The sequence below is a fragment of the Cognatishimia activa genome, from assembly GCF_026016445.1.
Lineage (GTDB): Bacteria > Pseudomonadota > Alphaproteobacteria > Rhodobacterales > Rhodobacteraceae > Cognatishimia > Cognatishimia activa_B.
The window spans coordinates 345,411-360,439 of the sequence record NZ_CP096147.1; the positions used below are offsets into that span (position 1 = coordinate 345,411).

Genomic DNA, 15,029 nt, shown 5'->3' on the forward strand with positions numbered 1-15,029 from the left:
CGTTGTTGCCAAAGGTGCAAAAACTGACCAAAGGAATGCAGCACTTAAGAAACAGATGACTGCGATCGCAGCTGTCCAAAGAGGGTTTAGGATCGACCTAGGTATGGAGGCTCTTTCGCTCAATTTATCCACTCACGTCCCTTGTCCGAAATGTCCGTATCTCCTGCTAAGGACACCGTGAAATGCGTGGCATCCTCACTATTTCGCACTTGGTATCGATCGCAAAGTTTGGAAATCCGGGCGAGGGCGGCCTCGTCTCTTGGAAGATCAGTTAAAAACACTTCGGACTTTCGCAGGTTCTCACGTGCGGAGGCCATCTTCTTTGCCAAGTCATTAGGTAGATCTTCAACCATGGAGATTTCACAATGTGTGTCATCCACAAAGGTAAAAACGAAACTCGCAATACGTGGCGTGTTTTTGCTTTGGTTTTGGCAGGCGATGCTGAATAGCTCGGCTGCAACGGCTTGTGCTTTTTGAGAAAACGCTTCGTCAGAGGATCGCGTGAATTGTGAGGCAACCCAATCCTTTAGATCATCTGAAGACGATTCCAAAATCGGCAATTCGATGCGACGCCCACCCAGCCCAAGGCGCGCCAGAACCTCTCTGCGAGGACCAAAATCGGCGACACGGCCGCGCTCCAGTCGGAGAACCTTATCGGCAAGCCCCATGATCCCGGAGCGGTGCAGGATCATGACAATAGTGGTGCCTTGTTCTTTCAGGCGCAGCAATGTTTGCGCCAAAGCTTTTTCACCTTCAGCGTCTAAAAGTGCGTTGGGTTCATCTAAAAAGAGGTATTGAGGATCGTCGTAAAGCGCGCGCGCAAGCGCAATGCGCTGTCTTTGGCCCGACGATAACAAATACATGTCATGCGATAGATCGGTTTCATAAGATTTAGGCAAGGCTGCAATAAGGCCATGTACACCGGCCAACTTGGCAGCTGTTAGAATTTTAGCATCGCCTTGTTCAGTCGCAAATCCACAGATGTTTTGTGCAATTGTCCCAGAAATGAGGGCCGCCTGCTGGGGCAAGTAACCAACAGATTGGTTTAACGCTGCTGGGGGAAGCCCTTTCAATTCGTTATCGTCAAAGAATACCGACCCGATCGGCGGTGGAGCTTCACCTGACATTGCGTTCATGAGTGAGGTTTTTCCAGATCCGGAAGGCCCGACAATTGCAAGGCATTCGCCTTTGGCCAATTGCAATGTGACGCGATCCAATCGTGGCGGTGCCCCGCCACCTCTTGGGATGATGATGCCTTCGATACGCAGGTGTCCATCAAGATCAGGCATGTCTATCGAGGTCGCTATGGTCTCCGTTGACTGCGCGCAGAGGCTTTTGTAATCGCGATAGTTCTGGCGCAGGATTGGGATGTGATTGAGCAAAGCTTCAATCGTTGCAAAGCCCTTTGCCAGGATGATGGATGCGGCGATCATGCCTCCGGGGCTCAATTTATTCAGCGTGACGAGATAGGCACCCAAAGCAAGGGCAAGGATTTGCCCTGAGCTGCGTACCAAAGCAACCGCGCCTGTCCCAAAACCTATTGTTCTCTGACAGGCTTCCAAATGTGTATGGCGCGCTTCTAGCAACGAAAAGAAGCGCTGCCGGAGGTTCTGGAGGGTATTTTGCATACCCAGCTGTCTTTGGACCTGATCGGCGCGCGCCAGCGTCTGTTTCTCCAATGTCCTAACTTTCGATGCAGCATCTTGTTCAGAGGAAGCAAATGAAGCTGCTATCATTTCGATGCCTTTGCTCGTAACCACGAGCAGCATCAGGAGCATCAAAAAGCTAGGGTGAATAAACAGCAACGCTGCACAAATCAATGGAATCCATGGAATATTCAAAGCGACAAGAGCCGCTGATCCACCGATAAAGCCTGCGAAATTTGAAACCTTGTCAATAAGACCCTGAGCATCCCCTTCATTCGGGCGCAGGGCAATATCCGCGCCATAGCGTTCGGACCATCGCGACAGACGACCTAGGCTTATATCGCGCGCGGCTTCGGTGACGGCTTGAAGTGCCAAAGCGGCAATAGCGAGCGCCGCGAGCAGCACAAGGGTAGCAATATTGCCGCTGGGAAGTACGCGGTCCAAGACCTGCATCATAAAGAGCGGGCTGATCAGGACCGACAGGTTGGTGATTAAACTGAACACCAGCAACGGTGCGATCAACCCTCGTAGTTGAGCAAATGCATTCATCAGTCAGACCAAACCGGCGTTAGAGAATGAAGTTGCTTTCGTCGAGATCATCGACATCAACTGATTTGAGGATCAGTTTATCGCCCGTCACCCCGCCGCTGAGCGCACTCAGATCAATTTCAGTGGCCCAGCCTTTGTCTTTCATAACGCCCTGAAGATCGCTGAACTCGACACCATAGGCCGATAGGTCAATTTGGTCGTGATCCACTTCAAAATCGTGGATCATATCCGACCCGTTGCCACCTGCGACAATGAAAGTATCGGCGTCATTGTCTCCACGCCATTGGCCGCCCCACATATGATCATTGCCTGTGCCACCTTCGATGGTGTCTGATCCTGTGCCGCCAACCAATTTATCTCCACCCGCTCCGCCCAGGAGCACATCGTTGCCTGTGCCCCCTGCCAGGTAATCTCGCCCATCGCCGCCAGAAAGCATATCGTTTCCGGCCTCACCCTGGATTTTGTCTTCACCTTCTCCGCCGTGGGCGACGTCATTTCCGGTTCCAGCATTGATGATGTCGCGTCCTTCGTCTCCAGAGAGGGTATCCTGCCCAGAGCCGCCATGCAGCGTGTCATCACCGGCGTTGCCATACATTTCATCGTCGCCTGCACCGCCGCGCAGGTCATCATTGCCTCCGACTTCGGGCGCGAGTTCCGGATTGCGCAAAAGAACAGGGGCCTCTGCGTCGACTTCAGCGAAGGAGTCTGCGGATCGCGGGTCTACTGTGCCATCGTTTGATCCTGTGGATTGCGCCTCTGCCATGAATTCGGAATAGGCCTGACCGCTGTCCCAGTCGACATTCACTTTGAAAATAGCCCCTTGGCTATCGGTTGACGCTTCAAGATCGTGATCACCCCGGTTCAGCCCATAATAAAGGTTGCCATCACCGTCCAAGAACACGGCGCCATAGGCCCCCTTCGCCATACCGCTTTGCATTGTGTCGCCATAAAGCGTGCCTGTGATTGGCACTTCATCAAATTTGGGGGCCCCACCATTTTCGACTTCACTCAGATCAATCTTAACGACTTTACCTGCCGCACCGTTCTTAGCCGGCGAAATAACAGCGTAAAAATTGCCGTCTTCAGAGTTGTAGGCGATGTCATACGTGCGATCTTTAAAGAGATCATTTTCAAGATCGAAATGCGTGATCTGTGGGTCGCCATTGGCATCTCGATTATCAACATCAACCACACTGATGCGATTTAGGCTGGATTGAAACGTCCATAGGTTGCCGTTGTCGTCAAAGTCGCCAACGTAGTCGCCGTAAAACCCATCGCCGACACGATAGGCTGCACCTGAGGCGTCAATCATGACGATGTCAGTGGACTTTACGGCATTGCCAAGCGCATCCACGCCATTTGATTTCGCGATTCCATAAATCAGATCATCTTCGACATTGAAGCCAACTGCGTTGATCTTGAAACCCGGAGAGGGGCCCACATCCACGTATTCCTTTGTCGTGGTATCAAAGCTTTTGAGCTGCCCATCTATGACTTGATATAGCGTGGCTTGGCCCGGAGCGAACGCATCAACCGTGACGTTTTCTCCCGCAAGTTCGATACCCTTCTCGTAAGAAACCACCGGGCCGCTAAAGTCGTACTCTTGCCCGCCCGGAGCCGTTTCAATGGTGCGGAAGCTGAGCGATCCTTCATTACCAGTGCTTTGGACGTCAACTTCGAAGGTTTCATAGATACCGGAAGAGGCTTCGACGACATCCACAACTTCGCCGTTCCAAAGAACTTCGACCTTGGCGCTCGAATGTCCTGCAGAGAGGTTTGCAGCCAGTTCAAATGAGATGGTGTAGGTTTCGCCCGGTTTAGTGTTTGCGGACTGGGAAATAATAGATTGACCATCCACATCGGTCATGGTCCAAGCACCGCTCTCCTCATATTGCTTGAATGACGTCATACCCTCAGAGCCATTCAGGATGTTACCGCTTTGCAAATCTCCATAGACTACGTCGTCGCCGTCGCCTGCATTCACGGTATCGTTGCCAAGACCGCCTTCCGCAAAATCGTTGCCCTCTTCCAGATTAACCAGATCGTCGCCGCTGCCCGCAAAGGCCTTATCGCTGCCTGTTCCGGCGTTGATCGTGTCATCCCCACCCCCAGAGTATAACGTGTCGTGTCCGCCATTCCCCAGAAGTACGTCGTCGCCTTTTCCGGTGCGTATTTCATCGTCAAAGGAACGGACCGAACCTAGATCGCTGATAACCACGGCTTCAGGGTCATAGATCCATTTGCCATCCACAAAGCTCCATTCATCGCCGACCATGTCACCGGCCGCGAGATCGTTGCCTTCCCCTGTGCTGATCGTGTCATCCCCGGCGTGACCATTGGCCTTGTCGACCGCGTCAAGTTGCTCTTGCAGCGTTTTGCCGTCGTCATTTTGATAACCGTCAACAATTTGATCGTCTTCTTTTGAACCGATGAATTGACTGACATCAGGGTTTTTGGACTGCGGCATAGCGGGCTCCTCATGGCAACGATGACTGAGATAAAAGCCATATCCAGAAGGAGTTAATGCTCTGATATGATATGCAGAAATCAGTGCTTCTGGTTAATGTTTACTTACCTCCAGTGCACGTGCAGGTTCCCGCAAGAGCCTGTCTCTTTCTTCTCGGTTTGGCTAAACGAAGTGAAGCTGGTTTTCAGGTTTCACCTCTCCCGCAAAGCCCATTTGCGATATTCACTCAGACTTCGGATGCTGATTTATTCGCTTCCAGCTAGAAAGGCGTTATAAAGCGCTACTTCCAAGGTTCACCAATATGGTTCTTGGATTCGACTTGCATGCCAATAATGTTTGGTATACCACCGCATACAGCTAGCTTGTCCCAGCGCGCAAAAGCATTCTGCGACCCTGAGTTCAAGCGTTTTGGAAACTGATACCCCGGGATCGTCATGAGCTTGTACACTGATTACCTCTCCGAGATTGAAACGCGCAAAGGCGAAGGCCTGAGCCCAAAGCCGATCGATGACGGCGCGCTGACTGCTGAGATCATTGAGCAGATCAAAGACACTGGCAACGAACATCGCGAAGCGTCTCTGAACTTCTTTATCTATAACACACTGCCAGGAACCACGGGTGCAGCAGGTGTGAAAGCGGCTTTCCTGAAGGACATCATTTTGGGCAACGCCGGTGTGGAAGAAATCACACCGACTTACGCGTTTGAGCTGCTGTCCCACATGAAGGGCGGTCCTTCTATCGACGTCCTTCTGGATCTGGCTCTCGGCGACAACGACGCGATTGCCAAAGAGGCAGCGGAAGTTTTGAAGACCCAAGTCTATCTGTACGATGCTGATATGGCACGCCTGAAAGAGGCATTGGACGCTGGCAGCGCCATCGCGAAAGACGTTTTGGAAAGCTACGCGAAAGCGGAGTTCTTCACCAAGCTGCCGAAGGTCGAAGAAGAGATCAAAATCGTGACTTATGTCGCGGGCGAAGGGGATATCTCGACCGATTTGCTATCTCCGGGCAACCAAGCGCACTCACGTGCGGACCGCGAGCTGCACGGCAAATGCATGATGTCAGAGCAAGCGCAAAAAGAAATTGAGGCGCTGAAACTGAAACATCCGGATGCTCGCGTTATGCTGGTGGCAGAAAAAGGCACCATGGGTGTTGGCTCTTCCCGTATGTCCGGCATCAACAACGTGGCGCTGTGGACGGGTAAGCAGGCTTCCAAATACGTTCCATTTGTGAACTACGCTCCAATCGTTGCGGGCACCAATGGCATCTCTCCGATCTTCCTGACAACCGTAGGTGTGACCGGCGGCATCGGCATCGACCTGAAAAACTGGGTCAAGAAAACCGACGAAGACGGCAACCCGATTCTGAACAACGATGGCAATCCAGTCCTGGAAGAGAAATACTCCGTTAAGACTGGCACGGTTCTGAAGATCAACACAAAAGAGAAGAAGCTTTATAACGAAGACGGCGACAAGGAACTTGTCGGTCTGGAAAGCTCCTTCACTCCGCAAAAGCTTGAGTTCATCAAAGCTGGTGGGTCCTACGCGATTGTCTTCGGTAAGAAACTGCAGACATTTGCAGCAGAAGCTCTGGGCGTTGAGCTGAAGTCTGCTTTCGCGCCGTCCAAGGAAATTCACAACGAAGGTCAGGGTCTGACTGCTGTTGAGAAAATCTTCAACCGTAACGCGCTGGGCGTAAAAACCGACAAAGCACTGCACGCAGGTTCTGACGTGCGTGTACGTGTGGACATCGTTGGTTCCCAAGACACCACCGGCCTGATGACCATGCAGGAACTGGAAGCCATGGCGGCGACTGTTGTGTCTCCTGCCGTTGATGGTGCTTACCAGTCTGGCTGTCACACAGCCTCTGTTTGGGACCTGAAAGCGCAAGCCAACACCCCGCGCCTGATGAAGTTTATGAACGACTTCGGTCTGGTCACTGGCCGTGACCCGAAAGGCGTCTATCACCCGATGACCGACGTTATTCACAAGGTGCTGAACGACATCACCGTGGATGACCGCGCGATCATCATCGGTGGCGACAGCCACACTCGTATGTCCAAAGGGGTGGCCTTCGGTGCTGACTCCGGTACCGTGGCGCTGGCACTGGCAACCGGTGAGGCGTCTATGCCGATCCCAGAGTCTGTGAAAGTGACCTTCAGGGGCCAGATGGCGGACCACATGGACTTCCGTGATGTTGTGCACGCCACACAGCTGCAGATGCTTGAGCAAAATGCAGGTGAAAACGTCTTCCAAGGTCGCGTGATCGAAGTGCACATTGGCACTCTGCTGGCAGACCAAGCCTTTACCTTCACTGACTGGACCGCAGAAATGAAGGCGAAAGCCTCTGTCTGTATCTCCAACGATGAAACCCTGATCGGCTCTCTGGAACTGGCGAAGAGCCGCATCCAGATCATGATCGACAAAGGCATGGAGCATGAAAACGGCACGCTGGCATCCCTGATTGCCATTGCTGACAAGCGCATCTCGGAAATCAAATCCGGTGAAGTGCCAGCCCTGACACCAGATGCGGATGCGAAATACTTCGCTGAGGTTGTGGTTGATCTGGACCAGATCGTAGAACCAATGATCGCTGACCCAGACGTGAACAACGCGGACGTGTCCAAGCGGTACACCCACGACACCATCCGTCCGATCTCCTTCTACAAGGCAGAGAAGAAAGTGGATCTGGGCTTTGTTGGCTCCTGCATGGTTCACAAAGGCGACATCAAGATCGTGGCACAAATGCTGCGCAACCTTGAAGCAGCCAACGGCAAAGTTGAGTTTGAAGCACCACTCGTGGTCACTGCTCCGACCTACAACATCATCGATGAGTTGAAGGAAGAGGGCGATTGGGAAGTTCTGCAGAAGTACTCTGGCTTTGAGTTCGACGATGCAGCGCCAAAGCAGGTTGCACGTACCGAGTACGACAACATCCTCTATCTGGAACGTCCTGGCTGTAACCTCTGCATGGGTAACCAAGAAAAGGCAGCCAAAGGCGACACCGTTCTGGCAACCTCCACACGCCTCTTCCAGGGTCGTGTTGTGGCTGACTTGCCTGAGAAAAAAGGCGAATCCCTGCTGGCGTCCACACCAGTTGTTGTTCTCGCGGCAATTCTGGGCCGAACCCCAACTCTGGAAGAGTACAAGGTTGCTGTTGAAGGCATCGACCTGACCAAATTTGCACCTCCAGTGCAGAAGCCGTTTGATACGAAGTCCGTACACTTCTAAGAAGACGTGCTTTAGAAATAGAAAAGGCCGCGACAGTGTCGCGGGCTTTTTTCGTTTATTCTTATTTATTTAGATGTGCAGCACGTGCCCAAGTGCTTTCAGGCAAGCCTCTTGCAGACCCTCTGACTGGGTCGGATGCGCGTGAATGGTCGCCCCGATGTCCTCTAGGCAGGCCCCCATCTCGATCGCGAGGGAGAAGGCCGCCGAAAGCTCCGACATCTGCGCGCCAACCGCTTGAATGCCCATCACCGCGTGATCGCTTTCACGCCAGACGACGCGGATAAAACCATCTTCACGTTCGCAGGTCATCGCCCGGCCATTGGCCATGAAGGGGAATTCGCTGGATTTGGTGCCTTCGATCTCTCCGGGCAGCGCGCCGCAGGTGACGATCTCAGGATCAGTAAAGCAAACCGCCGGTATGGCCTGCTTGTCCCACTCCACCGCATGGCCCGCGATATGTTCTGCGACCATCTCACCCTGCGCCATAGCGCGGTGAGCCAGCATCGGCTCACCCGTCACATCGCCAATCGCGTAGATGCCGCGCATAGAGGTCTGGCAGGTCTTGTCGATGCGAATGAAAGGACCGTCCAATGTCAGAGCCAGTTCTTCGACGCCAATGCCTTGGGTGCGCGGACGGCGGCCGACTGTGACCAGTACTTTTTCGGCCGCAACCGCACCTTGATCGGTCATCAATGTACCGCCTTCAAAGCCTTCTGCTTTGGTTGCGGCCATGACCGTGACGCCAAGCGCATCAAGCCGCTTCTTCACAGGTGTTGTGAGCGGTTTGTCGTAAGTTGGCAGAATGCGATCTTCTGCTTCAACCACGGTGACCTTGCTGCCGAGCTTGGCAAAAGCTGTGCCGAGTTCCAGCCCGATGTAACCGCCACCAACAACCGCCAGAGTTTTTGGCACTTCGGTCAGAGCCAGGGCTTCGGTGGAGGAAAGAATATCGCCGCCAAATGGCAGGAACGGTAGTTCCACCGGTGCCGACCCCGATGCAATCACAATGTGCTCTGCCCGGATTTGAATGTCTTTGCCGTCCTGCGTGACGGCAACTGTTTTGCCGTCCAAGAACCGGGCACAGCCCTCGACAAACCGAGCGCCTGCCTTCTTCATCAGACCCGCTACGCCAGAGTTCAGACGCGCGACGATACCGTCTTTCCAGTCGATGGTTTTGCCCAAATCGATGGTGGCAGGGGCAGCCGAGATACCAAGGGGACCATCGTTCGCAGCCGTAATGCGGTGGAATTCTTCGGCCGCGTGGATCAGCGCCTTGGAGGGGATACAGCCCACATTAAGGCATGTGCCACCCGGTTTGCTTTCATCCACAACGATGGTGTCGATCCCCAACTGACCCGCTCGAATGGCGCAGACATAGCCGCCCGGGCCCGCACCGATAATCAGCAATTTGCATTTCAGATCGGTCATTTAGCCCTCCACGAACAGCATGGCTGGGTTTTCCAGCAGCGTTTTCAGTTTTTGTACAAACACGGCGGCGTCCCAGCCGTCGATGACGCGGTGGTCGAAAGAGCAAGAGATGTTCATCATCTTGCGCGGTTGAAATTGCTGGCCGTCCCAAACCGGGCGCACCTGCATTTTGTTCACACCGACAATCGCCACCTCAGGGTGGTTGATGATCGGGGTTGTCGCCAATGCCCCAAGCGGACCAAGCGATGTGATTGTGATGGTGCCGCCCTGCAGCTCATCCCGTTTGATCGAGCCTTCACGCGCAGCTTCGGCCAAACGGGTCAGCTCTGCTGCATTGTCCCAAAGGCTGCCTGCTTCGGCGTGGTGGATCACCGGCACGTTCAGACCATTTGGCGTCTGCGTGGCGACGCCAACATGCACCCCACCGTGACGGTAGATCACGCCAGCCTCATCGTCATACCGCGCGTTCAGATCAGGTTGTTCGCGCACCGCTTCGACAATGGCGCGCATCAGGAAAGGCAGGATCGTGAGCTTTGGACGTTCACCCTTATGCTTGCCGTTCAACGCAGTGCGCAGGTTGTCGAGCGCCTCCATCTCCACCTCTTCGACGATGGTGATGTGTGGGATCTGGCGTTTCGAGAGCTGCATCTTTTCCGCGATCTTGCGACGCATGCCGATCACGCGGATTTCCTCAACGCCGGTGTTTGCTGAGCGTGTCACACCCCCTTGCTGAATGCCGCCCGAGGCGATCCAGTGATCCAGATCGTTCTGGCTGATGCGACCCGCCGGACCTGATCCCGGTACCTGGCGCAGATCGATGCCTTCTTCACGCGCCCGGGCGCGTACAGAAGGCGACGCCAATGGCTTTGTGCCCTTCGCGCGGTTCACAGGTTTTCCAGCAGGCGCCGTTGGCGCCAGTTTTGCAGTCTCAACCGGCGCGGAAATAGCTGGTTCAGCCTTTGGTGCGGGTTCCGGCTCTGCAACTGGGGCAGGGGCCTCAGCAGCACCTTCAACCTCATTGCCTTCACCTTCCACTTCAATGCGGATCAGGACCGCGCCCACCGCCATCAACTCTCCGATCTCGCCGCCAAGCTCGACCACTTTTCCATCCACCGAAGACGGCACTTCCACCGCGGCCTTGTCGGTCATCACAACAGCCAGAACATCGTCTTCTTTCACGATGTCACCGGGTTTGACGCTCCATTCTGTCAGTTCAGCTTCAGCGATGCCTTCCCCAATGTCGGGCAAACGGATTGCATGAATTCCCATGGCTTAATCCTCCATGACTTTTTTCAACGCCTCGCCAACGCGGGCAGGGCCGGGGAAGTATTCCCATTCTTGAGCGTGCGGATAGGGCGTGTCCCATCCTGTGACGCGGATCATTGGCGCTTCGAGGTGGTAGAAACAGCTTTCCTGCACGAGGCTCATCAGCTCAGCGCCATAGCCACAGGTGCGTGTGGCTTCATGCACGATCACGCAGCGGCCGGTTTTCTTGACGGACTCCGTAATGGTGTCGAGATCAATTGGCAGCAGAGAGCGCAGGTCGATCACTTCTGCATCGACGCCAGATTCTTCAGCCGCGGCTTCTGCCACATAGACCATTGTGCCATAGGTTAGCACGGTCACGTCGGAGCCTTCACGAGTGATCTTGGCTTTTCCAATGGGCACGATCTCGTCACCATCTGGCACGTCGCCAAGGTCATGTTTCTTCCAGGAGGTCAGCGGTTTTTCGTGATGGCCATCAAATGGGCCGTTGTAGAGCCGCTTTGGTTCCAGAAAAATCACGGGATCAGGGTCCGCGATGGATGCGAGCAACAGACCTTTGGCGTCAATCGGGTTGGACGGGATCACAACCTTCAGGCCTGACACATGAGTAAAGATCGCTTCGGGACTTTGGCTGTGGGTTTGGCCGCCAAATATACCACCGCCTGTGGGCATACGGATTACTATTGGACAGGTGAAGTCACCGTTGGAGCGATGCCGCAGTCGCGCCGCCTCGGAGACGATCTGGTCAAAGGCTGGATAAACATAGTCCGCGAACTGGATTTCGATGAGCGGTTTCAACCCGTAGGCCGCCATGCCGATCGCTGTGCCCACAATGCCGCTTTCGTTGATCGGCGCATCGAAGCAGCGGCTTTTGCCATATTTCTGTTGTAGGCCTGCTGTGCAGCGGAAGACCCCGCCGAAGAACCCCACGTCTTCACCAAATACAACCACTTTGTCGTCGGCCTCCATCGCCACATCATGTGCGTCGCGGATGGCTTCAATCATCGTCATTTTTGCCATGGCTTAATACCCCGCTTCCTGGCGCTGCCGGATCAGATGGGACGGCATGGTTTCATAAACGCCTTCAAACATGTCGCGCGGGCTTGGCGCTTTACCATCGCCTAATGTACCAACGGCTTCTGCCTGTTTCTGAACCGAGACCACGTCGTCTAGAATCTCTGCCTCTGCCTGCTTGTGGCGATCTTCGGACCATTCACCGATCTTAATGAGATGCGCCTTGAGGCGTTCGAGCGGGTCACCAAGTGGCCAGGCGGCAGCTTCGCGGCGCGACCTGTATGCAGATGGATCGTCAGAGGTTGAGTGACCGCCTGCGCGGTAGGTCACGTGTTCGATCAGAGTAGGGCCATAACCCCGACGCGCGCGTTCAGCCGCCCATTTGGCTACGGCGTGCACCGCGAGATAGTCGTTGCCGTCAACCCGAATTGAGGCGATGCCAAAGCCGTGTCCGCGAGCAGCAAAGGTGCCAACTCCACCGCGTGCAATTCCTTGGAAGGTCGAAATGGCCCATTGGTTGTTCACGATATTCAGGATGACAGGCGCCTTGTAGGTCGAAGCAAAAACCATAGCCGCGTGGAAATCGCTTTCTGCGGTGGAGCCATCGCCAATCCAGCCTGCAGCCACTTTAGTGTCACCGGCAATGGCAGAGGCCATGGCCCAGCCGACGGATTGCACAAATTGTGTGCCGAGGTTTCCGGAAATGGTGAAGAACCCGTGTTCCTTGGAGGAATATCGGATCGGCAGTTGGCGACCGTGCAGCGGATCGTCTGCGTTGGAGTAGATCTGGTTCATCATTGTCAGCATCGGGTAGTCGTTTGCCAACAGAAGCCCCGCCTGACGATAGGTTGGGAAGTTCATATCACCCGGCTGCAATGCGCGCGCGAAGGCGCAACTCACGGCTTCCTCGCCAAGATGCTGCATATAGAAACTGGTCTTGCCTTGGCGTTGGGCATTCAACATGCGCGCATCAAAGGTGCGCAGCGTCATCATGTGGCGCAAGCCAAGCCTCAGCTCGTCAGCTGAGAGTGCGCCAGCCCAGTCACCAACGGCTTCGCCTTCTTTGTTCAATACGCGCACAATAGAAAACGCCATGTCACGGATGGTATCTGGATCAACATCCACAGGCGGTCGGGTTACCTCCCCCGCACGTGGTATTTCGAAGTCGGAGAAGTCCGGTGTGTCACCGGGGCGGCAGCCCGGCTCCGGCACATTCAGCGATAGTGGTTTGTATTCCTGTGTCATTCGTTCCCCTCAAGACGATAACGGTGTGGTCGGAGCGGAGTTTCACCGACCGGCAGCACAAGGGGCGACATCAAATATCAAAGCCTGCATTTGGCCCAAAGGCCAACTGACAGTCTGCGACCCGAAAGTGCTGCAGTTTTCCTCAGTAGGTCAATTTTACTGTCTTTTTATGAATTGAAAAATTTCAAATACATCCGTAATCTTTTTAATATTAGCGGAATTCACTAAGAAGAGAGATATTTGTAGTGAGTATCACCACAGACCGAGTCGACAGAGAGATTATACGCGCTCTGGAAGAAGATGGACGAATGTCGTTGGTTCAGCTCGCCGACCGTGTTGGTTTGTCCGCGACACCTTGCAAACGCCGGTTGGCGCGATTGGAGGAAAGTGGCCTGATTGCAGGCTACTCTGCACGGATCGACCGAAAGGCAGCAGGGTTTGGGATCACCGCTTTCGTATCTGTCGAACTTGAGCGACAGGATACCGACAAGATCGCGGAGTTTCAGCGCCAGGTGGCGCATTTCGAAGAGGTTGTGACCGGGACTTTGATGACAGGTGCGCAGGATTTCCTCTTGGAGGTGGCTGTTGAAAGTCTCGAAGAGTTTGAAACCTTCCTACAGACCAAATTAATGCGACTGCCAGGATTGCGCGTTGTGCGCTCCCGCTTTGCACTGCGCCGTTTCATTAACCGGACCCGCGTACCCTAGAGACGCCCAGTGCTACCATTTCTCTAAGCCAAATATAAAAGCCACCGCAGCTTTGGCAGCTGCGGTGGCTTCTTCGTTGGGGGGAAGTATCAGACGAAACGATTGACGTAGTTTTCGAGGATCTCCTGTCGGCCTGAGCGCGGAGCAGGGCGGATATCCTCTGAAAGAACACGAGCCGTGATGCTTGCCAGATCGCTGCCAAGCATTTCCTTGGCCTCAGGGGTGTCCCACCCTGCATAGCGTTCTGACAGCGCCTCTTCCAATCCGCCATCTTCCAACATGGCTGCCGCTGCTTCAAAACCGCGTGCGCAGATGTCCATGCCGCCGACATGGGCCGCGATCAGGTCTTCGGCAGTCAGCGACTGGCGTCTCACTTTAGCGTCAAAGTTGGTGCCCCCTGTGGTGAAACCGCCTGACTTGAGTATGTGGTAGTAACAGAGGGCAACCTCAGGCGTGTTGTTGGGGAACTGATCCGTGTCCCAGCCCGATTGGTAGTCGTTGCGGTTCATATCGATGGACCCCAGCATGCCTTCGGCAGTAGCCGTTGCGATCTCATGCTCGAAACTGTGACCCGCTAAAATCGCGTGCCCCTGTTCTAGGTTCAGTTTGACCTCATTTTCCAAGCCATATTTGCGCAGGAAGCCGATGCAGGTCGCGGCATCATAGTCATATTGGTGTTTGGAAGGCTCCTGGGGTTTCGGTTCCACTAATATAGCGCCTTTGAAGCCAATCTTATGTTTGTAGTCGACAACCATATTCAGAAAGCGCCCCATATGGTCGAGTTCCTGGTTCAGATCGGTGTTGAGCAGCGTTTCATAACCCTCGCGTCCACCCCAAAGCACGTAATTCTCGCCACCCAGTTTATGGGTCGCGTCCATGCAGCTTTTGACTGTTGCTGCCGCAAAGGCAAAGACATCTGGGTCAGGATTGGTGGATGCACCTGACATCCAGCGGCGGTCGCTGAACATATTGGCGGTGCCCCACAGAAGCTTTGTCTTGCTCTGCGCCATCTTCTCGCCAACGTAATCGGTGATCTGATCCAGCGTAGACAGATTGCCTGCGAAATTACCCTGATCCGGGCGCAGGTCTAGGTCGTGCCAACAGAAGTAGGGTACATCCAGAACGCGGAAGAAATCAAAGGCCGCGTCCGCTTTCTTGTAAGCGTTCTCCATATTGTCCTGCGGATACCAATCCCGCTGAAAGGTAGACCCGCCAAATGGATCGCCACCTTCCCAAGCGAATGTGTGCCAATAGGCAACGGCGAAACGCAGATGCTCTTCAAGAGTTTTACCCATTACCTCTTTCTTGGCGTCATAGTGATGGAAGGCGAGGGGATTTTCACTGTTCGTGCCTTCAAAGGTCACGGTTTCAAAGGAGTCAAACATCGTCATTTAAGTCTCCGGACTGCCGGGTTTTAGCTTTCCCGATCACCGCCAGTGGCGATGTTTGGGCGTTTCAAATTTGGTGCTGAGAAGCA

9 protein-coding genes are annotated in these 15,029 nt (G+C 54.2%); 2 read left to right on the forward strand and 7 right to left on the reverse strand.

Going from position 1 to position 15,029, the window contains the following annotated elements:
- Nucleotides 1-119 precede the first annotated feature (119 nt).
- Together M0D42_RS01720 and M0D42_RS01725 are read right to left on the reverse strand one after the other, a co-directional pair.
- Nucleotides 120-2,195, reverse strand: coding sequence for an ATP-binding cassette domain-containing protein (locus M0D42_RS01720; protein WP_265019890.1), 2,076 nt, complete (start codon nt 2,193-2,195; stop codon nt 120-122).
- Between the two features lie 19 nt (nt 2,196-2,214).
- The gene (locus M0D42_RS01725) at nt 2,215-4,662 is read right to left on the reverse strand and encodes a DUF6923 family protein (RefSeq protein ID WP_265019891.1); all 2,448 of its coding nucleotides are present in this window, start codon (nt 4,660-4,662) and stop codon (nt 2,215-2,217) included.
- Nucleotides 4,663-5,096: 434 nt separating this feature from the next.
- On the opposite strand from M0D42_RS01725, the gene M0D42_RS01730 reads away from it, so the two are divergent.
- Nucleotides 5,097-7,892: a bifunctional aconitate hydratase 2/2-methylisocitrate dehydratase gene (locus M0D42_RS01730; RefSeq protein WP_265019892.1), complete on the forward strand. Its 2,796-nt coding sequence runs from the start codon at nt 5,097-5,099 to the stop codon at nt 7,890-7,892.
- 69 nt (nt 7,893-7,961) lie between these two features.
- Here the strand turns inward: M0D42_RS01730 and lpdA are convergent, their stop codons facing one another.
- From lpdA to M0D42_RS01750, 4 genes are read right to left on the reverse strand one after another with little or no spacing between them, the layout of a single operon-like run.
- Complete coding sequence (lpdA, locus tag M0D42_RS01735) at nt 7,962-9,320, reverse strand: dihydrolipoyl dehydrogenase (protein ID WP_265019893.1); 1,359 nt, start codon at nt 9,318-9,320, stop codon at nt 7,962-7,964.
- Nucleotides 9,321-10,589: a dihydrolipoamide acetyltransferase family protein gene (locus tag M0D42_RS01740; protein ID WP_265019894.1), complete on the reverse strand. Its 1,269-nt coding sequence runs from the start codon at nt 10,587-10,589 to the stop codon at nt 9,321-9,323.
- Nucleotides 10,590-10,592: 3 nt separating this feature from the next.
- The gene (locus M0D42_RS01745; protein ID WP_265019895.1) at nt 10,593-11,606 is read right to left on the reverse strand and encodes an alpha-ketoacid dehydrogenase subunit beta; all 1,014 of its coding nucleotides are present in this window, start codon (nt 11,604-11,606) and stop codon (nt 10,593-10,595) included.
- Between the two features lie 3 nt (nt 11,607-11,609).
- Complete coding sequence (locus M0D42_RS01750; protein ID WP_265019896.1) at nt 11,610-12,845, reverse strand: 3-methyl-2-oxobutanoate dehydrogenase (2-methylpropanoyl-transferring) subunit alpha; 1,236 nt, start codon at nt 12,843-12,845, stop codon at nt 11,610-11,612.
- 251 nt (nt 12,846-13,096) lie between these two features.
- Here M0D42_RS01750 and M0D42_RS01755 point away from each other — a divergent pair, with 251 nt between their 5' ends.
- A complete protein-coding gene (locus M0D42_RS01755) occupies nt 13,097-13,552 on the forward strand; it encodes an Lrp/AsnC family transcriptional regulator (RefSeq protein ID WP_330221193.1) in 456 nt (151 codons plus the stop codon).
- Nucleotides 13,553-13,641: 89 nt separating this feature from the next.
- On the opposite strand, the gene xylA is transcribed toward M0D42_RS01755, so the two are convergent.
- Complete coding sequence (gene xylA, locus M0D42_RS01760; RefSeq protein WP_265019898.1) at nt 13,642-14,943, reverse strand: xylose isomerase; 1,302 nt, start codon at nt 14,941-14,943, stop codon at nt 13,642-13,644.
- Nucleotides 14,944-15,029: the final 86 nt, after the last annotated feature.